The sequence below is a fragment of the Stenotrophomonas sp. DR822 genome, assembly GCF_019793815.1.
Classification (GTDB): Bacteria; Pseudomonadota; Gammaproteobacteria; order Xanthomonadales; family Xanthomonadaceae; genus Stenotrophomonas; species Stenotrophomonas indicatrix.
In genome coordinates this window covers 465,670-485,356 of record NZ_CP081826.1, presented here as the reverse complement: position 1 = coordinate 485,356, position 19,687 = coordinate 465,670, and the positions used below count along the sequence as shown (strand labels likewise).

17 protein-coding genes are annotated in these 19,687 nt (G+C 66.1%); 3 read left to right on the top strand and 14 right to left on the bottom strand.

Annotated elements, in window-relative coordinates:
* Window positions 1–71 precede the first annotated feature (71 nt).
* Window positions 72–1,130, top strand: a complete 1,059-nt coding sequence (locus tag K5K93_RS02315; RefSeq protein WP_093818334.1) for a LacI family DNA-binding transcriptional regulator — start codon at window positions 72–74, stop codon at window positions 1,128–1,130.
* A 20-nt stretch (window positions 1,131–1,150) separates the two neighbouring features.
* Here K5K93_RS02315 and K5K93_RS02310 read toward each other — a convergent pair whose 3' ends face one another.
* The 9 genes from K5K93_RS02310 to K5K93_RS20210 form a co-directional block, all read right to left on the bottom strand.
* A complete protein-coding gene (locus tag K5K93_RS02310; protein WP_222389607.1) occupies window positions 1,151–3,715 on the bottom strand; it encodes an exo 1,3/1,4-beta-D-glucan glucohydrolase in 2,565 nt (854 codons plus the stop codon).
* Complete coding sequence (locus K5K93_RS02305; RefSeq protein WP_222389605.1) at window positions 3,712–5,121, bottom strand: sugar porter family MFS transporter; 1,410 nt, start codon at window positions 5,119–5,121, stop codon at window positions 3,712–3,714. Before K5K93_RS02305 ends, K5K93_RS02310 begins: the two co-directional genes overlap by 4 nt.
* 47 nt (window positions 5,122–5,168) lie before the next feature.
* The gene (gene xylA, locus K5K93_RS02300) at window positions 5,169–6,503 is read right to left on the bottom strand and encodes a xylose isomerase (protein WP_093818337.1); all 1,335 of its coding nucleotides are present in this window, start codon (window positions 6,501–6,503) and stop codon (window positions 5,169–5,171) included.
* 43 nt (window positions 6,504–6,546) lie between these two features.
* Window positions 6,547–8,040: a xylulokinase gene (xylB, locus tag K5K93_RS02295; protein ID WP_222389603.1), complete on the bottom strand. Its 1,494-nt coding sequence runs from the start codon at window positions 8,038–8,040 to the stop codon at window positions 6,547–6,549.
* A 64-nt stretch (window positions 8,041–8,104) separates the two neighbouring features.
* Window positions 8,105–9,634: a tryptophan halogenase family protein gene (locus K5K93_RS02290; protein ID WP_222389601.1), complete on the bottom strand. Its 1,530-nt coding sequence runs from the start codon at window positions 9,632–9,634 to the stop codon at window positions 8,105–8,107.
* A 13-nt stretch (window positions 9,635–9,647) separates the two neighbouring features.
* On the bottom strand, window positions 9,648–10,667 hold the full coding sequence (locus K5K93_RS02285; RefSeq protein ID WP_222389599.1) for a cupin-like domain-containing protein: 1,020 nt from the start codon (window positions 10,665–10,667) through the stop codon (window positions 9,648–9,650).
* Window positions 10,668–10,670: 3 nt separating this feature from the next.
* Window positions 10,671–11,429 (bottom strand): SapC family protein, encoded by a 759-nt coding sequence (locus K5K93_RS02280; protein WP_222389596.1) that lies wholly within the window; start codon window positions 11,427–11,429, stop codon window positions 10,671–10,673.
* Between the two features lie 65 nt (window positions 11,430–11,494).
* Entirely contained in the window at window positions 11,495–14,626 is a 3,132-nt protein-coding gene (locus tag K5K93_RS02275; RefSeq protein ID WP_222389593.1) for a TonB-dependent receptor, read from the bottom strand.
* A gap of 268 nt (window positions 14,627–14,894) precedes the next feature.
* A complete protein-coding gene (locus tag K5K93_RS20210; RefSeq protein ID WP_258954267.1) occupies window positions 14,895–15,017 on the bottom strand; it encodes a hypothetical protein in 123 nt (40 codons plus the stop codon).
* Between the two features lie 15 nt (window positions 15,018–15,032).
* Here K5K93_RS20210 and K5K93_RS02270 point away from each other — a divergent pair, with 15 nt between their 5' ends.
* Window positions 15,033–16,070 (top strand): LacI family DNA-binding transcriptional regulator, encoded by a 1,038-nt coding sequence (locus K5K93_RS02270; RefSeq protein ID WP_261311906.1) that lies wholly within the window; start codon window positions 15,033–15,035, stop codon window positions 16,068–16,070.
* A gap of 24 nt (window positions 16,071–16,094) precedes the next feature.
* On the opposite strand, the gene arsN2 is transcribed toward K5K93_RS02270, so the two are convergent.
* Genes arsN2 through K5K93_RS02255 form a run of 3 tightly spaced genes read right to left on the bottom strand, consistent with a single transcriptional unit; the run spans window position 16,095 to window position 17,688 of the window.
* Window positions 16,095–16,583, bottom strand: coding sequence for an arsenic resistance N-acetyltransferase ArsN2 (gene arsN2 / locus K5K93_RS02265; protein ID WP_222389588.1), 489 nt, complete (start codon window positions 16,581–16,583; stop codon window positions 16,095–16,097).
* The gene (locus K5K93_RS02260) at window positions 16,573–16,986 is read right to left on the bottom strand and encodes a Rap1a/Tai family immunity protein (RefSeq protein ID WP_261311905.1); all 414 of its coding nucleotides are present in this window, start codon (window positions 16,984–16,986) and stop codon (window positions 16,573–16,575) included. The genes arsN2 and K5K93_RS02260 overlap by 11 nt, the downstream gene beginning before the upstream one ends.
* Window positions 16,987–17,037: 51 nt before the next feature.
* Entirely contained in the window at window positions 17,038–17,688 is a 651-nt protein-coding gene (locus K5K93_RS02255) for a hypothetical protein (RefSeq protein WP_222389584.1), read from the bottom strand.
* A gap of 142 nt (window positions 17,689–17,830) precedes the next feature.
* Here K5K93_RS02255 and K5K93_RS02250 point away from each other — a divergent pair, with 142 nt between their 5' ends.
* Window positions 17,831–18,109 (top strand): hypothetical protein, encoded by a 279-nt coding sequence (locus K5K93_RS02250; protein WP_222389581.1) that lies wholly within the window; start codon window positions 17,831–17,833, stop codon window positions 18,107–18,109.
* 79 nt (window positions 18,110–18,188) lie between these two features.
* On the opposite strand, the gene K5K93_RS02245 is transcribed toward K5K93_RS02250, so the two are convergent.
* Together K5K93_RS02245 and K5K93_RS02235 are read right to left on the bottom strand one after the other, a co-directional pair.
* A complete protein-coding gene (locus K5K93_RS02245; RefSeq protein ID WP_093818345.1) occupies window positions 18,189–18,536 on the bottom strand; it encodes an RcnB family protein in 348 nt (115 codons plus the stop codon).
* 511 nt (window positions 18,537–19,047) lie between these two features.
* Entirely contained in the window at window positions 19,048–19,593 is a 546-nt protein-coding gene (locus K5K93_RS02235) for an NADPH-dependent FMN reductase (protein ID WP_222389576.1), read from the bottom strand.
* Window positions 19,594–19,687 lie beyond the last annotated feature (94 nt).

The window sequence follows — 19,687 nt, the reverse complement described above, 5'->3', positions numbered from 1 at the left end:
GCCGGCAAACCTTGTAAGCTCCGGACGTGCGCGCGCTTCGGCAGCGTCACAGAGAAGAACGGGAGCGCGTATTGGACAAGCCGAAGAAATCGGTCCGCCGCAAAACCAGTGGCGTGACGATCGACGAGGTGGCGGCCCTGGCCGGAGTGTCGCCGATGACGGTGTCGCGGGCGATCAACCAGGGCAAGGTGCGCGACGTCACCCGCGAGCGCGTGATGCGCGCAGTGCGTGAACTGGGCTATACGCCCAACCTCGCCGCCAGTTCGCTGGCCGCCGCGCAGCACACGCGTATTGCACTGATCTACACCGACCCCAGCGGTGCCTACCTGCGTGAACTGCTGGTCGGCCTGCTGCGGGTAGCGTCCAGCGCTGCCATCCAGCTGGTCATCGACTACTGGGACGAGCCGGGCCCGGCCGCCCAGCGCAAGGCCGCGCGTGCCCTGGCCGGGCGGGTGGACGGCGTCATCCTGCCGCCGCCGCTGTGCGAATCGAAGCCGGTGGTGACCGAGCTGGTCAAGGCCGGCATCCCGGTGGTGGCGATCGCGCCGGGTCACCTCGGCAATGACATCTCCTGCGTGCGCATCGATGACTTCCACGCCGGCAGGGAACTGGCTGAACACCTGATCCAGCAGGGCCACCGCCGCATCGGCTTCATCTGCGGGCGCACCGACCTCAGTGCCAGCGCGCGGCGCTATGACGGCTTTGTCAGCGCGCTGCACGACGCCGGGCTGGAGGTCGACCCCGCCCTGGTCGAACAGGGCGACTACACCTACCGCTCCGGGCTGGCCGCTGCCGAGAAACTGCTGTGCCAGCCCAGGCCGCCCACCGCGATCCTGGCCAGCAACGACGATATGGGCGCGGCGGCGATCTCCGTCGCGCACCGGCGTGGCCTGGAGGTGCCCCGCGACCTGTCGGTGGTGGGCTTCGATGACAGCTCCGCCGCCACCACGGTCTGGCCCGAGCTCACCACCATCCATCAGCCCATCGCCTCGATGGCCGATGCCGCCATCGAGATCCTGCTGCGCACCATCCGCCGCCGCAGCGAGGGCGTGCGCGTGTTGACCGACCATGTGGTGCCGCACCGGCTGGTGGTGCGCGATTCGGTCACGCGCCCACCCGGTTCCCGATAGCGCAGGACGCAGCGTCACGGTCACGCGCCTGCGCACCCGATGCTGGTCTCCGCCTCGTTCAGGGCGCCCAGCGCGACACGTGACACCGACAGTGTCATCGCCCCCGCCGTTCCGATCGACCACGGGCGATCCAGCTTGCCGACATCCGCACCTGCGGCTGCAAGGCACTTCAGCGGCACGCCCACGCGCGTCCATTGGCCCACCGGCAGTTTTGCCAGCGTCGGCGTGAGCGCAATGCGGGCCGAGCAACCCGTGCCGCAGCCCACCGCCAACCAGGCCTCGCCACGGGGTGCAGACTCCACCCGCAACGTGGTCAGCAGCATCAGGTCGCCGTTGCTTTCGCGCTGCAGGTCCAGTGCCGTGTGCGACTGCAGCGCGGCAACTGCCTCAGCCTTGCCCGACCAGGCCAGGCGGCGGCCGTCTTCCTGTGCCAGGTGGTCCACGCCGGTGACCTTGAGCAGATCGCCCTGCAGGGCCTCCGGCACCTTGGTGACCGTGACGCCCTGCGCCCTGCTGTTCTGCAGGCGCAGGGCCATGCCGGACCCGGCTTCGCCGCGCGCGAAGAACACGCCGCTGGCACCTTCATTGCCGGTTACCCCGGAGACTTCCGGCAGCGCCGCCAGATCGCCGTTGTCGGCGTAGGACAGGCCGAAGCCGAAGGCGAACTGCGGGTTGTAATCCTTCTGCCCCACATTGTTGGCGTACTGCGTCGCCGTGCGCGGCCAGCTGAAGCTCAACCTGCCCTTGAAATCGTGCTGCACGCTGCCATCAGGCCCGCGCAGCAGCACGTCGGCAACGCCGGCACCTTCCGAGCCGGGCAGCCACGCCGCCACGAACGCATCAGCGGCGTTGATCTCGCGGTTGACCCACAGCGGGCGTCCGCTCAGGAACACGGCCACCACCGGAATGCCGTCGGCCTTCAGCCGTTTGATCAGGTCAAGGTCGGCATCGTCCCCCGGCTTGTAGGCCAGCGTCGGCAGATCGCCCTGGAACTCGGCATACGGGCTCTCGCCGAATACCACCACGGCTACATCCGGCTTCGTTACATATTTCCCATCGACCGCCAGCACTGCCTCGCCACCCGCGGCCGACGCCTGCTGGGCGATGCCCTCGTAGATCGTGTCCGCATTGGGGAAGTCCTTGCGGGTCGTGCCGGTGCCCTGCCAGTTCAGCGTCCAGCCGCCGGCCTGCTTGCCCACGTCGTTGGCACCGTCACCGGCGACCAGGATCCGTTGCTTGGGCGACAGTGGCAACACGCCCCCCTGGTTCTTCAGCAGTACCAGCGATTCGCGCACCGCCTGCCGTGCCAGCGCACGATGCTCCGGTGCGCCGATGAGGGCGAACTGGCCGCCGACCGCACGTGTGGACGGCTTGCCGGCTTCGAATAGACCCAGCCGCATCTTGACGCGCAGGATCCGGCGCACCGCCTCGTCCAGCCGTTGCTGGCTGATGGTGCCGTTCTTCACGGCGGCCAGCGTGGTCTCGTAGAAGCCCTTCCAGCTGTCCGAGGCCATGGCCATGTCCAGGCCCGCATTGATGGTGGCCGGGCAATCGGTGGTCGTGCAGCCCTTGACCTGCCCGTGGCCGTTCCAGTCGCCCACCACGAACCCACCGAAGTGCATGCGGCCCTTCAACGCATCGGTCAGGTACTGCCTGTGGCCATGCATTTTTTCGCCGTTGACGCTGTTGAAGGAGGCCATGACGGTCTGTGCGCCTGCAGCGATCGCCGGTGGATACCCGGCCGCGTGGATGCGCACCAGGTCCGCTTCGCTGATCCGGGTATCACCCTGGTCCTTGCCATCGGTAGTGCCACCGTCGCCGAGGAAGTGCTTCACCGAGGCGATCACATGACGACCATCGAGGAACGCGGGCGTACCCACTTTGCCCTGCAGGCCTTCGACCATTGCCCCGGCATAGCTGGCCACCACCTCGGGCGATTCGGAATAGCCCTCATAGGTGCGCCCCCAGCGGTCGTCCTGCGGTACCGCCACGGTCGGTGCGAACGCCCACTCCATCCCGGTCGCGCGGGTCTCCAGCGCGGTCACCTCGCCGATCCGGCGCAGCAGATCCGGGTTGCGGGCCGCGCCCAGGCCGATGTTGTGCGGGAACAGTGTCGCGCCGATGATGTTGCTCTGCCCGTGCACGGCATCGATGCCGAACAGCACCGGGATGGCTTTGCCGCCGGTGGAGGTGTCCATCGACGCTGCGTAGAACGCATCGGCCAGCGCCAGCCATTCGGCCGGCGCGGCATCGTAACGGCCACCGGGATCGGAATTGCCGCCGGCCAGGACCGAGCCCAACCGATAGCGGCGCACGTCGTCGGGGGTGATGCTGGCGATATCGCCCTGAACCAGCTGGCCGACCTTTTCCTCCACCGTCATGGTGGCCATCAGGTCTGTGATGCGCTTCTCCAGCGCGGGGTCCTCGGCCAGTGGCCAGGCGACCTGCGGCCACGGGTCCGGCGTCGCGGTTGCAGTTGCGGCAACGTTTTGATCCTTGCCGCAGGCCGCCAGTGCCAGCAGCAGCGTGGTCAGCAGCACGCCAGCGTGGGCGCGGCCAACGTGTCGATGGGTCATCGCGTTCATCCTTCCATCTGCTCCAGTTCCTTGCCCTTGGTTTCGTGCACGTACCTGAGCACGAAGAACACCGAAATGACCGCCGCCACCAGATAGATGCTGTACGTGGCTGCCAGCCCGGTGGCGGCCAGCAGAATCGGGAAAGTCACGGTGACGGCGAAATTGGCGGTCCACTGCGCCGCACCGGCCACCGCCAGGCCCGAACCGCGGATCTGGTTGGGGAACATCTCGCCCAGCATCACCCACATCACCGGGCCCCACGAGATGTTGAAGAACACGACATAGGCATTGGCCGCCACCAGCGCCAGCGTGCCCATGCCCGCAGGCAGCTGCAGGTGCGTATCGACCAGCGCGCCGCTGGCGAATGCGGCCACCAGCAGTGCCAGTGACACCGCCATGCCGGCCGAGCCCACCCACAGCAATGGCTTGCGCCCGATGCGATCGATCAGCAGCACGGTGACGATGCAGGCGCCGATGCTGAGCGCACCGGACAGCACGTTGATCAGCAGCGCGTCGTTCTCGGAGAAGCCGACGGCCTGCCAGAGCACGGCACCGTAGTAGAACACCACGTTGATGCCAACCAGCTGCTGGAAGGTGGCCAGGCCGATGCCGACCCATACAATCGGGCGGATCCTGCCGGTGGCCTTGTTGCGCAGGTCCGACAGCCGCGGCCGATGGTGGTCACTCGACAGCGAAGCGTCGATCTCGGCAAGCTTCGCCTGCGCCTCGACACCGCCGTACAGCCGTGCAAGCACCTGCAGCGCCTGGTCCTTGCGGCGCTTCACCATCAGGTAGCGCGGGCTTTCCGGAATGGTCAGCAGCAGTGCCAGGAACAGCAGCGAGGGCACGGCCTGCATCCAGAACATCCAGCGCCACGCTGCGTGCCCGCCCCACAGCGCCTCGGTGGACGCACCGGCGCTGGCCGCCAGCAGATAGTTGGACAGGAACGCGACGGTCAGTCCGCTGATGATGGCGATCTGCTGGACCGTGGCGAGCCGGCCACGGTAGCGCGCCGGCGCGACCTCGGCGATGTAGGCCGGGGAGATGACACTGGCGGCGCCCACCGCAAAGCCCCCCAACACCCGCGCGACGATGAACATCGCCGAGGAGGATGCGGCGCCGGCGCCGATCGCCGACAGCAGGAACAGCACTGCCGAGACGATCAGCACGTTGCGGCGGCCGAGACGGTCGGCCAGCCGGCCGGCGCTGAAGGCACCCACGGCGCAGCCCAGCAACATCGAGGCGATCTCGAACCCCTGCATCCACTCGCCGGATCTGAACGCCTGGTGCAGGCCGTCCTGGGTGCCGTTGATCACGCCGCTGTCGAACCCGAACAGGAATCCGCCAATCGTCGCCACCACGCTGATCAATACGATCAGCCGGGTGTTCTCTCCACCGCTCATTGCCTGCTGCATTGCCGTGCCCCTCCCCGGTTCGGTGTCATCGATGCGAGCCGCCGTGCTCAACGCAGCAGGTACTGGTTGATCAGGTTCTCGTAGCGCTCCTGCTTGCCGCTGATCTGCCTGGGCTCACCGCCCTTGGCACCCAGCGCAGCCAGCTCTGCCAGACTGAGCGCGCCGCCCGCGAAGTCCTTGCCGGCACCACTGTCGAAGCTGGCGTAACGCTCCTTGCGCCACTGCTCCAGCGGCGAGTCGTTCAGCAGCGCATGGGCCACTTCCAGCCCGCGGGCGAAGGCATCCATGCCGCCGACGTGGGCAATGAACAGATCTTCCAGGTCGGTCGATTCACGGCGCACCTTGGCGTCGAAGTTCAAGCCGCCTTCCAGCCCGCCCTGGCGCAGCACCACCAGCATCGCGCCCACGGTGTCGTACAGGTCGGTGGGGAACTGGTCGGTATCCCAGCCGTTCTGGGCGTTGCCGCGGTTGGCGTCGATGCTGCCGAGCAGGCCGTGGTCCGAGGCGACCTGCAGATCGTGTTCGAAGGTGTGGCCGGACAGCGTCGCGTGGTTGGCCTCGATGTTGAGCTTGAAGTCCTTGTCCAGGCCATGTTCCTTCAGGAACCCCACCACGGTGGCGCTGTCGAAGTCGTACTGGTGCTTCATCGGTTCCATCGGCTTGGGCTCGATCAGGAAGTTGCCTTTCAGGCCGATGCTGCGGCCATGGTCGCGCGCCATGGTCAGGAACCGCGCGAGGTGGTCGACTTCGCGCTTCATCTGGGTATTGGCCAGCGCGGCATAGCCTTCGCGGCCGCCCCAGAACACGTAATGCTCGCCGCCCAGTTCAACGGTGGCCTCCAGCGCCGCCTTTACCTGCACGGCGGCACGCGCCACTACAGCGAAATCCGGGTTGGTGGACGCACCGTTCATGTAGCGCGGGTGCGAGAACAGGTTGGCCGTGCCCCACAGCAGCTTCATGCCGGTTGCATCCTGGCGCGCCTTGGCCAGGCCCACCATGTGCTTCAGGTTCTTTTCGTACTGCCCGACATCCTCGGCGTCCGGCGCCAGGTCGATATCGTGGAAACACCAGTACGGCACGCCCAGCTTGGTGAAGAACTCGAATGCCGCGTCCACCTTCGCCTCGGCGGTCGCCATCGGCGAGCCGGCCTCCCAGGGGAAACGACGGGTACCCGGACCGAACGGATCGTGCCCGGCATTGCAGAAGGTGTGCCAGTAACAGACTGCAAAGCGCAGATGTTCCTGCATGGTCCTGCCGCCGATGACCTTGTCCGCGTCATAGACCTTGAACGCGAGCGGGTTGTCCGAGCCCCGGCCTTCGAAGGGAATGCGGCCGATGCCGGGGAAGTATTCCTTGGCGCCGATGAAAGGTTGCGTGCTCATGGTGCGTCTTCCTGTCGTTGTGCGAGGTGTCGCGGAAAGGAGATCAGCCGCGGTACAGCGGCGTGATCGCGTCGAGATGTCGAAGGAAACGGGCGTAGGCCGTGGCGTAGGCTTCGGCGCGCGCCAGGTCCGGGCGTGCCGACCGCAGCGGATCAAGCGCAACGTGGCGGTCGGCGACGTCGGCGATGGAGGCGGCATCACCGCGGCCGTGGCCCAATGCCCACAGGGCCTGCAATGCCGCACCGAATGCCGCGCCTTCGGACTGGGCCGGCACGTCCACCGGCAGGCCGAACACATCGGCCACCAGTTGCCGCCACTGCGCGCTGTTGCTGCCGCCGCCGGTCAGCACGATGCGTTCGAACTGCATGCCCGCGCCGACGAATGCGTCGTAGCCATACTTCAGGGCGTAGGTGGCCCCTTCCATGGCCGCGCGGTAGATGTGCGCCGGCGTCATGTTGGTCGTGTCCAGGCCCGCCAGTACCCCCTTGCCCTGCGGCAGGTCCGGCGTGCGTTCGCCGTTGAGGAACGGCAGCATCACCAGGCCGTCGGCACCGGGCGGCGTGGCCTGCAGGTGCCGGTCGCCCTCGCGGCTGCTGAAGCCGAAGGCGTCGGCGACCTGTCCGGTCACTACGGTGCAGTTCATCGTGCAGATCAGCGGCAACCAGCCGCCGGTCGACGAGCAGAACGCGGCCCATGCCCCGGCCGGGTCGACCACGGGCGTGTCCGAGAAAGCAAACAGGGTGCCGGACGTACCCAGGCTCATCACCAGGCGACCGGGTACGACGCAGCCGGTACCGACGGCCGCCATCATGTTGTCGCCACCGCCGACGGCCACCTTCACCGATGCGGGAAGGCCCAATGCCGCCGCCGCGGCGGGGGTGATGCCGAACATCTCTTCGGGCGCGGCGATGCGCGGCAGGCAGTCGGCGAGATCGCGCTGCGGATCGGTCGCGTGCAGCAGCTCGGCCGACCAGGTTCGGGTGCGCACATCCAGCCAGCCGGTGCCCGACGCATCGCCGTATTCGCAGAAGCGCTCGCCGGTCAACACGAAATTGAGGTAATCGTGCGGCAGCAGGATGGTGGCAAGCCGCGCGTAGGCGTCGGGCCGGTGCGTCTTCGTCCACGGCAGCTTGGAGGCGGTGTAACCGGCAAGCACCGGGTTGCCGGCCAACGCGATGGTGCGCGCCGTGCCGCCTGCGGCGTCCATGATCTGCACGCATTCGGCCGAGGTGCTGGTGTCGCACCACAGCTTGGCCGGTGCCAGCACCTCCCCGGCCGCATCGACCGGCACGAACCCATGCTGCTGTCCTGAGACTGCCAGCGCGGCAATCCGGGAGCGCACCGCCGGGTCGATCGCAGCAAAGCAGGCTTGCAGTGCCGTGACCCAGTCGGCCGGCCGCTGTTCCCGGCTGCCGTCTGCAGCACTGGTCAGCTGCAATGGCGCGCTGGCGCTGGCCACGAGACTGCGTTCTTCAGGGTCGTAGACGACCACCTTCAGGCTTTGCGTACCTGCGTCGATTCCCGCAACCAATTCCATTCACTGCACCCCGTAGTGGTTTGAAGGTAGCGCTACCAATTCGATGCAACAGCGCGCACTGCGGCTACGCCACGGCCCTGCCCCTTTGCCATGCGTCCGGCGCCGCCTTGCAGTAGCGCTCGATGAACGCTGCCTGCGTCGGCATCTTCGCCACCGTGTGCTGCACCGGCTGCCGGATGCGATGCAACAGGGTGCGCAGGTCCGCATCGCCGATGGCCTGCGCAAGCGGGTGCGGCGGTCCGGGCTGGATGCCCTGGCCCATCAGGACGCTGGTCCAGGAGTCGACCCGGAACAGCTCGCCGGGGTCCTGCCACGCATGGGCCCGCTCGCGCCACGCGCGCAGGCGGACCTGCAGCGATTCAGGCAGCGCCATCTCGCGGCAGGCCTTCCACATCGGCTCGTCGCGCTGGTTGGCGTGGTAATGCAGGATGATGAAATCGCGCACGTGCTCCATCTCCTGGCGGCTCACGTCGTTGTACAGCGCCACCAGCGAAGGGGTGATGCCGTCGGACGGGAACAGCTGGATCAGGCGCACCACGGCGCTGATGGTCAGGTGGATGCTGGTCGATTCCAGCGGCTCGATGAAGCCACTGGCCAGCCCGAGCGCCACCACGTTCCTGTTCCAGGCCTGCAACCGGCGCCCGCTGCGGAACGGCACCAGCCAGGGATCGCGCAGGGGCTGTCCGTCGACATCACGCAGCAGCTTGGCCTGCGCCTCGTCATCGGACATGTGGCGGCTGGAGAACACCAGCCCGCAGCCGACCCGGTGCTGCAGCGCGATGTGCCAGCGCCACCCGGCCTCGTGCGCGATGGCACGGGTGTAGGGCACCGGCGGCGCGGCCGAGTCGGTCTGCACGGCAACGGCGCGATCACTGGGCAACCATTCGTTCCAGTCTTCATAGCCGGTATGCAGGGTCTGCTCGGTCAACAGGCCACGGAAGCCCGTGCAGTCGATGAACAGATCGCCTTCGATGACCCGCCCGTCGTCCAGCACCAGCGACGCAACCGAGCCGTCATGGGGATGCTGGCGGACTTCGCGGATCTTGCCTTCCACCCGCCGCAGGCCGTTTGCTTCGGCCTTGCCGCGCAGGAACCTGGCATAGAGCCCGGCGTCGAAATGGTAGGCGTAGTTGACCTGGGGTTGAGTCTGCAGCGAGAACCTGTCGGCCAGTGACGCGGCGCTTTCCAGGCAGAAGTCGCCCAGCTCGGAGGGCATGCCGCGGCGCAGGCTGTCCAGCCAGAAGTGATGGAACGGCGTGGCCCAGGTGCCCTGCCCGATCGTGCCGAAAGGATGGATGAAGCGTTCACCGGGGCGACGCCAGTTCTCGAACGAGATCGACAGCTTGAACGTGCCGGCGACCGCACGCAGGAACTCCTGCTCATCGATCTGCAGGAAACGGTGGAACGTGCGGATGGGCGGCACGGTGGATTCGCCCACACCCACGGTACCGATCTGCTCGGACTCCACCAGCGTGATGTCCAGCTGTTGGCGGAACTGGTGCGCCAGTGCGCAGCCGGCCAGCCAGCCGGCGGTGCCGCCACCGGCGATCACCACTCTCCGGATCGGCCCTTGTGTAGTGTCCGCAGTGTTCAATGCGATGCTCCCATCAGCGGTTGAGTCGACCCAGCAGCTGCGCGCGCATGCGCCGCGCCTGAGCCTCGTCGAACGGTGCCAGCTCACCCCGGGCCGCTTCGGGCAGGTGTTGCCCTGCCTGCTCGCCGGGACCAAACACGTAGTACTGGAAGATCTTCGCCCACGCCTGCTTCTCGCGCGCCGGCAGATCGCGCAGGGACCACATCGCATGCTGCAGCGCCAGCAGGGGTGAGCCGAGATGGGCAGGCGCGCTGCGCCACCAGTAATTCACCAGCACATTGAACGGTTCCAGGCTGCGCACATGGTGCCACCACAGGCCCGGGATGAAGATGGCATCGCCGGGCTCAAGCGTGGCGGTCTGCGCGCTTGCCAGGGCATCACGGAAGCGCGGATGGCGGTCGAAGTCCGGCTGGTCGAAATCCACCACGCTGACCACCTGCCCACCCGGGGTGGGCTCCATCGGCCCCGGGTAGAGGTTGTCGATCTGCTCCGGCGGAAACAGGGTGAAGCGGCGCCGGCCCACCGCGCAGCACGCCAGATTGTCCGGAATGTCGTAATGGCAGGAGGCCGTCACCCGGTTGCCGACCCAGATGCTGGCCGAAGCATCGATGCCCTGCCCCGCCAGTCCGGCGTCGTTGTGCTGGGCGAACCCAGGCAGCGCACGCGCGATCAGCAGCGAAGCGACGTAATAGGTGGGCGGGCTCGGCGAATCGAGGTGGTCGGTGATTGCGTCCAGCACCTCGGTCAGCAGGCCACGACGGACCTCGAAGTTCAAGCGGGTGAAGCCCGCGTTGTAGAACGGACGCCCTTCGATCTCGAGGCCGCCGAAGGAATAGGGAACAGGCACGCCTGCTTCGAAGCCGCGCAGGTAGGCCATGGCCTCCTGCAGGGAGCGCGACCCGGCCTGCACCAATGCCCAGTCGCGCGCGATGCCGCGCAGCACCACCGGTTCACCGGCAGCCACCAGCGCCTGCAGCGGCAGCGCCGTGGGATCCAGGCCTTCCAGTGTGCGCATGGCGACGCCGTCCAGCACCGGTCAGTTCCTGCCGGCGGCGAGGGCAGCATCCGCTGCGTGCAGGCGTCGCTGCTTCTCGGCGATCAGGCGGCGCATGTTGTGCAGCGATGCCAGCATCAGATAGGCACCCTCCAGGTAGCCGGCGCGGTTGAGTTCGGCCAGCGCCGCACCCTCCAGCAGCGCGAGGCGGTCACGGTCGACCGCATGCAGGCCGTTGACGCCGACCCGATGCTCCGCGTCGATCCGCACGTCCAGCGTGATCGGTTGGATCAACCCTTTTGCGTCGAGCGTGGCGAACATGTCCGCGGCAAAGGCATGGCCGTCGTGGATGCCGCGCAGCACCCCGGCGATATGGTCCAGATAGGGCGAGTTACCACCCTGTGGCAGGAACACCGGCTCGCCGTGCATCGCGGTCACGCGCGGATGATCCAGATCCACGTGCAGCACCGCTTCCCGGGTAAGCGCACCATCGATGTAGCCTTCCTGGAAGCCGATCAGGAATGGCCCTTTCGCCACGGCACCGGGCAGGTAGGAGGCGTTCCAGCGACCGTCCTGCAGGAACAGGTTCTCGTGCTGTTCGAACCCCAGCAGGGCCACCGCCTGCCAGCCGCCCGTGGCGGGGTCCCTGCGCAGGAAGATGGGATATTCCCGCTGCAGTTCGGCGAACTCGCTCGGATAGGCCGGCACCATGCCCACCGCGTCGCCGAACTCGGCGCCGAACCCGGTGGCCACACGCAGGTCCGGATGGGCAATGTTGTTGAGCATTTCGAAACGCGACATGGTGTTGTCCAATCCGTCAGCAGCCTTGAACGGATGCCGCTGCCGTGGCAGCGGCACCCCACGGTTCAGAACCTGTAACGCACGCCCAGCATGTAACGCGGGCTCTGGTCGGCCAGCTTCACGATCATCTGCGAGGTACGCGAACGCCAGCGCACGTCCTCACCGGTCAGGTTGATCGCCTCCAGGCCAAACGACCAGTGATCGTCCAGGGTGTAGTTCACGCTGAGATCCCACTGCTCATACGCCTCCACATAGTACGGATTGCGGCTGGCCCCCTGGTTGGCCAGAATCAGGTACTGGTCACGCCAGTTCCAGGCAAGGCGCACCGACCAGCCGTATTTCTCATACATCAGCACGGCATTGGCGGTGTCGCTCAGGCCGGTGAGCGAGAACTGGTCGATGCCCGGATCGCCGGCGTTGTTGAAGCCCACATCCCCATTGACCAAGGTGTAGTTGGCCAGGATGCCGAAGCCGGTATCGCCGAAGAAGTACTGCCCACCCAGTTCCCAGCCGTGGAGCTTGGCCTTGTTCTGGTTGATGGGACGATTGACGTTGAACTGGTACAGCGGATCGCCGGCCGTGCCGTACAGGTCGTAGGCTGCCTCAGTGGCCAGCACCTGGGCGTCGGTACCGTTGTAGGCGCCCAACCCGGCGGGATTGTTGCGCAGCAGGGCCAGGGCGGTGAACAGCGAGGTGTCGTTGGCCGAGCACGCCGCTGCATTGGCAGCGCCGACCTGTGTGACGCAGGCACCGCTGGTGAGAAACGCCAGCGCCGCCTGCGCATCCGGGCCGGCGGTAGGATCGCGCAGGCCGTACAGATTCTCCTGGACAATGGTGTTGCCGACGAAATTGTCGACCGATTTGTTCCAGTAGGTCAGCGAGACGTAGCTCGCATCGGCGAAATACCACTCCAGCGCCAGATCCAGGTTGTCCGACTCCAGCGGTTTCAGCTGCGGGTTCTGTGCGGTACCGCTGGCCCGCGAGGACGGGTCGATGAGGACCGAGCCGAACGGCTGCTGGGCGGTCGGGCCGGCATACAGGTTGCCGATCGGCGCGCGTGCGATGCTCTTGCCGAATGAGACACGCCCCTTCAGGTCCTCACGAAGATCGATGCTGAAGTCCAGATTGGGCAGGATGTAGCTGTAGCTGTTCTTCTCGGTGAAAGGCTGTTGTTCGTCGGACAACACCACGCGGAAGTCATTGTTGGATTGCCACTCGATGGCTTCCGGGATGGCGATGTTCGAGGTGGAGACAACGTCGGTGGTTTCATAGCGCACACCCAGGCGGGTATTGGTACGCATGCCGCCCAGCTCGCCATCCAGCTCCACCTGGAAGTAGGCCGACTTCGTCTTCTCTTCCACCAGGTTATCGGCGGCGCGCTGCGGGCTCACGCCGAGATTGGCGCCATAGTTGTCCGCCGCCCACTGCGCAAGGCGACCGGCATCGCCGCGCCAGGCCGTGAAGCTGTTGGCATTGAAGTCGTTGAACAGCCCGACGATGTTGACCGGCTGCAGCAGGTCCATCAATCCGTTGGCAACATCCCCGTCAACGTTGGCCACGCCCCAATCGCCCAGCGTGTTGTAATTCTCCGCTGCCTGGATGCGGTGGGTGGTCTGCTTGCTCGAGTCCACGCCAAACTGGAAGCGCCCCTTGTCGAAGCTCCACTCACCGTCGACACGCCCCTGCTTGATCTCGCTGATCTGTGTCTGCGAGTTGATGCGCAGCACCTGCGAACCGATCTCGCCCGGCGCGAAACCCGGATTGACCACGCCGTTGGTGTTGGCGATGGCATCGGCCGTGCTCGGGTACCAGACCTGGGTGCCCACCGGCAGGCCGCTGTTGAAGACCATTTCCTGCACCCATGACCCACCGCAATGCGGTCCGGCGGTGCAGTTGTTGGTGCCGGCGATGCTGCTGAAGATGGAGCCGCCACCAGTGAGCGGATCGTTCGGGCGGCTTTCGTTCTTCGAGTTGTGCGCATCGAAGCTGAGCTTGAAGCGGTCGGTCACATTCCAGACCGCGTTCAGGCCGAGCGAACCCAGCTTGTACTTCTGCATGCTGCGCTGCTGCTCAAGGCCGAAATCCTTGGTGCCGGCGATTTCACGGATGTAGATCGGCGTGGCAACCGCACCGCTGGTATCGAATTCGACGTCGGTGTAGTTGCTGTTCTGCAGCCACATGCCCTGCTCGCCACGATTTTCAGTGATCTCGTTGGTCGAATAGGTGTAATCCAGGGTCAAGGTCACCGCATCGGTCGGTGCGAACTGCAGCACGGCCTGGCCGTTGATGCGCTCGCGCTCGAACTCGGAGAAGGCATAGCGCAGGTCGTTCGGCCGCGCATACAGCGCACCGATCGCTGGTGCATTGACCACCCTCGGGTTGCCCGGCATCGTGCCGGTCCACGGCTGCACGTTCCAGTAGTTGTCGGTGGCCTGCACCGAACCGCCCTTGCGTTTCTGGTAGCTGGCGCTCACCCCCACGCCGAAGGTCTTGTCGGGATTGGCGTAACTGAAGATGCCGGACAGTTCCGGCGTCAGGTCGTCGCCGAACGGCTGGCTGCGGTCGGAGACGGCCTTCGCCCCGGCACTGGCGACGATGCCCTCGTGGTCAAACGGCCGCGAGGTCAGGATGTTGATGGTGGCACCGATGCCACCGCTGGGGACATTGGCCTGGCTGGTCTTGTAGACCTCGATGCCATTGATGGCTTCAGCGGCCAGCTGGGCGAAGTTGAAGGCACGGGTACCGCCGTCGACACCACCGATGGCGACCTGCCCCGACGCACCGAACGCGTCGGCGCCGGGCATCTGCCGCCCGTTGAGCGTCACCATGTTGAACTGAGGGCCGAAGCCACGCGCCGTTACCTGTGCGCCCTCACCATCACGGCGTTCGATCGAGATGCCGGTGATGCGCTGCAGGGATTCGGCCAGGTTGGTATCGGGGAACTTGCCGATGTCCTCCGCACTGATCGCATCCACCACGCCGGCCGAATCACGCTTGATGTCCATGGCCTGGCTGAGGCTGTTGCGGATGCCGGTGACCTGCACGGTGTCCAGCTGTGTCGGGCTGGGCGGGTTCTGCTGCCCGGCGACGGGTGCCGGCGTTGACGCCTCTTGTGCGAATGCGGGATTGATGACCAGGACGCCACCGACAAAGGTGAACATGGCCCTGGAAGTGAACTTCGCCAGCGTCCGGCTCATCGACGAGCCCTCCGGTCTGGGGTACGACGGAAAGTAGCAGCGCTCATGACTCTCCCCTCTGACATACGATCGAATGGATGTACCGCCCCTCCTGGGGGCACGTACGGGCGACGCCCGTCTTCCACACCGAACATCGCAGTGCGCTTTGCACCCACTGCGACTCAAACTCGCCTTCAGACTTGCCAGAACAGCCGCGCGGTAAAGGGGGGGGCATCCGCTGGCCTTACACCGGCTCAGTGGTAGCGCTACCATCGCGTCACGGCGCAGACTACTCATCCGCAATCGCGCTTGTCATCATGCAGCGCAGCAAAGGAATCCAGCCTTGAAAAACGGCCATAAAGCGGTCCGTCGAAAAGCAAGCGCCATCACCATCGATGACGTCGCTGCCCATGCAGGTGTTTCCGCCATGACGGTGTCACGCGTCATCAACGGCCATGCCGGGGTACGCGAAGGCAACCGCGAACGCGTCCTGCGCAGCGTGCTGGCGCTGGACTACCGACCCAATCCTGCTGCCTCCGCCCTGGCTGCGGCGCAGCACACCTGCATCGCCCTGATCTACACCAACCCCAGCTCCAGCTACCTGCGCGAACTGCTGGTCGGCGCGCTGCGCGGCTCCACCCGCTCGGCGGCGCAGCTGGTCATCGCTGCCTGGGATGAGCTGGGTACCCCGGCGCGTCGCGAGGCGGCACGGCAACTCGCCACTACGGTGGCCGGCGTGATTCTTCCGCCGCCGCTGTGTGAATCGAAGGACATCGTCGAGGTATTCGTCAACGCAGGCATTCCCGTCGTCTCCATCGCGTCCAGCCGCTTCAGCGACAGGATCTCCTGCGTGCGCATCGACGACCGCCAGGCCAGCCATGACATGGTGTCGCACCTCATCGCTCACGGGCATACACGCATCGGCTATATCAAGGGCGATCCGAACCAGACCGCCAGCGCGCACCGCTGGCAGGGCTACCGGGATGCACTGGCCAACGCCGGCATCGGCTACGATGACGCGCTCGTGCAACCCGGCTGCTTCACCTACCGATCCGGACTGGAGGCAGCCGAGCGGCTGCTGGCCCAGGCCCCGCCACCCAGTGCGATCTTCGCCAGCAACGATGACATGGCATCGGCGGTTGTTTCAGTGGCCCACCGCCACGGCCTGCAGGTACCGGGGGATCTTTCGGTGGTGGGCTTCGACGACACCTCCGCCGCTACCATGGTGTGGCCGGAACTGACCACCATGCATCAGCCGGTCGCAGAGATGGCGGACAACGCGATAGACATCCTGCTGCGGGAAATGCGCCGCCCCGCGTCTTCAAGGCGCGCTACCGTCAACCACGTGCTTGCGCACCAGTTGATCACGCGCGCCTCGGTATCGACACCGCCGCTGTCCTCTGGACACCGGGCATCCCGGATCGCAACGCGGCAAGCCCCGGACATCGATGGACAAGGGGGCTGAAGCACCCGCCGGGTCCCGGCCGACCTACAGCCGACGCATCATCAGCTGGGCCGAGCCTGGGCACAGTTCACTGAACTGCGTCGACGCAGCGATGAATCCCGGTGCTGCATCGCGCGCGACACGCTCATAGCCAAGCTGCTCGAAGAACGGTGCTGCCGTGGTCGTGAGAAGGAACACGGTCCTGCCACCCGCCGCCTTGGCATGCTGCTGCAGTTCCACCACCAGTTGCCGCCCCAGGCCCCTGCCCTGCGACATCGGCTGGATCGCCAACGAGCGCAGGAGCACGACGCCGCGGCTCGACTCATAGCCCACGCAACCGAGCAGCTCTCCGTTCAACGACGCTGCCAGACAGGTGATCGGCCTGCCTGCACGCAGATCCTTCGTAGGCAGGCCGCTGGCCTCCAGCAGGGCCAGCACGTAGGCAGACAACGCTGTCTCCATCACTCGCACGCGGCAGCTCTCGCTCTGTTCCGGCCAGGCCACCTGCAGCGGCGGCAGGGGCTCATCGCCCACTCCGCGCGGCGTGGGCGCGGTCGCCGCTGGACGCCGCCTGCTGGCAGGGAAACGCAGTCTCCAGCGCCTCAATGACCAGAGATGCGGCATCCTGATGCAGTCGTTCGGCGGGTAGCTGCCGGATGTGCGAAGACACACGGTCGACCAGTTCATGGGGAAGAATATGTCCCTGGCCACACCACTGCCCTCGGCCTGTATCTGCAACGCCCTGGATGTAGGCGCCCGCGCGGACGCTCGACAGGTTCCGGCACTGATCGCCGCTGCAGAATCCGTCTTCACCCCTGCCCTGCAGGAGCTTGGCCAACTCTGCTCCGCTCACGAACCAGGTGCGCGTGACCGGCGCTGTCTGCGCCAGCGCAGATCCGGCCAGCATGCAGAAGCAGAGAACGAGGGCGCCGGGCAAGCAGCGTGCTCTCCTGCTGACTGGATCCCTGCGGGTGCCTGTGCTTGTCATCTAGTTCTCCTGGGCAGCATGGCCGCGCTCCTGGATACGGTCGAACTGATTGCGTGGAGTGAACTGCGGGTCGTCCGCTCCGTCCAGCATGAGCTCGACCATTGCATCGAAGGTCGCAGCGGTCTCACCGGACTGCGCCGGCGTCATGAAGCCGGAATCGCCCTTGCCGGCCAGGTGGACCGCAGCAACCGTCTCCCGCTCACCGTTCTCGGCCCATAGGTAGTCGTGCACCAGTGCCACGCCGTGCTCGCCAGGCTCAAGGAAATCGGCGGCGCCGCGCGCCATCGCCAGGAACACGACCAGGTCATAGAGGTTCTCGGAATATGTCAGCGACCCTGCCACGAAGTACGCGCCAGCCTGATCGTAGGCCGCAACCTTGATGTTCTCGGCCTGCGCCGATTCCAGGAGGGCGGCCAACGCGGCGCGATTGTCCGCGTGCCGGGCCAGCATTGCAGTGCAATCGCAGAGGAATTCACCCAACTCCACATCACTGGACGCAGCCAGATCGACGCCGCCGGGCAGGTGCCACCGGCCGGCGATGGATCGCCAGTCATTCCACCTCGATGCTGCAGGCACCGGGGCCGCCAACCAGCGTGCAAGACGCTCGCGCGGCAGCTGCAGCCTGAGCAGGGCCGAATAGGGTTCGGACATGGCTCGCGCCCATTTCCTGATCTTCGACAGCTTGGTTTGTACCAAACAACGTCAGCAACGCCAACTGCGGCAACCGGGCACGTGCAGTTAACGCTCACGCATTATGCTGACCGCCTCATTGAACTTCCGCGAGGTGCACCCCTTGACCAAGCTGCATACCCTGATGATCGCCGGCTGCCTGTGTGCCTTCAGCCCCTTGGCCCTGGCTGAAACCGTGAACCTGACCAACAGCGCCGACGGTGCCAACCGCGAGGCCGGCATTGCCGCGGTCAAGAAAAAACTCCACGACGCGTGTACCGATCGCAAGGGCTCGCCCGACGCAGCGTCGTTCGAAGTGGTCTTTGAGAAGACCAGCGACAACCCGAACGTCCCCAAGCCGTATTACGTGGACGGCAAGATGAGGTGCGAGTTGCCGGGGTGAGAGCGCGATGTCAGCGGCGGCCGTGCCGCCATTACCCCCGCGGCGGCTGCGTGCCGCGCGGGGGCCCGTGCCGGAATCCCTAGCGACGCAAGGCGTCGATGATCACGCCGGTGGCGATCTCCACCAGCAGGTATTCCGTATCCGACTGCCGCACCCACCGCTGACCGCGACCGGGGTCGCGCAGACGGTAATGCGCGTAGTCGTCCACCCAGTAGCGGCGGTCAACCTCGGCCCAGGGCAAGCGGTCGCCGCGGCGCCATGCCTTTTTCTGCCAGCCCGGCGGGGGTGCGTCGCGGTTGTGGGGGCCGCCTGCATGGGGCGGCGGTCCGTTGCCACGTGCATGGTGCGGCGGATCGGCCCAGGCAGGGGCAGCCACCAGGGTGATTGCCGCGCCCAGGGCAATGCCAAGCAAACGTCCGGTTTTCATGGGAATGTTCCCGGTCCAGCCGCAGTATGCGGCGTTGTGACCCGGAATATAGGGCAGCGCCTGTGAATGAATCCGTGAGCCCGACCGGACCCGATGGGCGCCCGCAAACCCGCATTCAGCAATGCGGCGCCCTCACCCTCGAATCCGGGTGGGAGTCAGGCCCAATCGGCGGCGCAGCAATCGCCTGAGTGTCGCAGAATCGCCCAAGCCCACTTGCGCGGCCACCTCTTCCACCGAAAGCCTGCCGCTTTCCAGCATCAGCCGCGCCCGGTTCAAGCGCACCGACGGGATGAGCTGCTGCGGCGGGCGCCATCATTGCCGGCGACATGTATAGCGTCTGCAGGCGCTGGGGGCCCAATGGCCAGTTGTGGGCGCTGCCGCAGTTCGTGGAAGCTGCAGGCTATTCCCATCTGCACCCCCTGTGACCCGCTGACGCCGCAAGCGCATGGCCGGGCCTCGCGGACGCACGGTGCGTGTCCAGAACGCCCTTGTCAGCAGGCCGCGCTATCGATCATGCGCGATCACCCAGCGGTCGGCTGCAGAAGCGGGCGAATTCCTGAAGAAAGGCTTCTGCCGGCGCGCGATTGACCGGTTGTCTTACAGCACTGGCAATGGCCTCCGGCTCCATCTTCATGAAAGGAAAGCGCAGGAACAGTTCCTCGTTGAAGCGGGAGCTGATGGTCGACAGCACAAGCCGGAGAGAAGCGAGCATGTCGTCGCCGCGATGGGAGGCGTGCACCAGGGCGATGGGCTTTGCAACCACGAGGTCGCCCGATACCAGCCAATCCATGGCGTTCTTCAGGCCGCCGGGAATGCCTCTTGCGTACTCGGGGCTTGAAATCAGGATGCCATCGCTGGCTTCAATGCATTGCTTGAAGCGCACGACGCTGTCATGCAAAGGCAGATCTTCAAGGTCGGGAGAGAAAACGGGAAGTCCGCCGAGATCGGTGCAGGTCGTCAGCGCGATATCCGGCGGCGCGATTTCTTCCAGCGCCCTCAGCAATGCGGTGTTGGTGGACAGCCGGCGTGCACTACCGGATATGGCAAGGATCTTCATCCTGGCACGCTATCACAGCCGCCTGTCGCCGCGCCCGGCGATGGCCTGCAGCACCTCCCCGCACTTGGCAAACCACAGGTGATCGTCCAAAGTC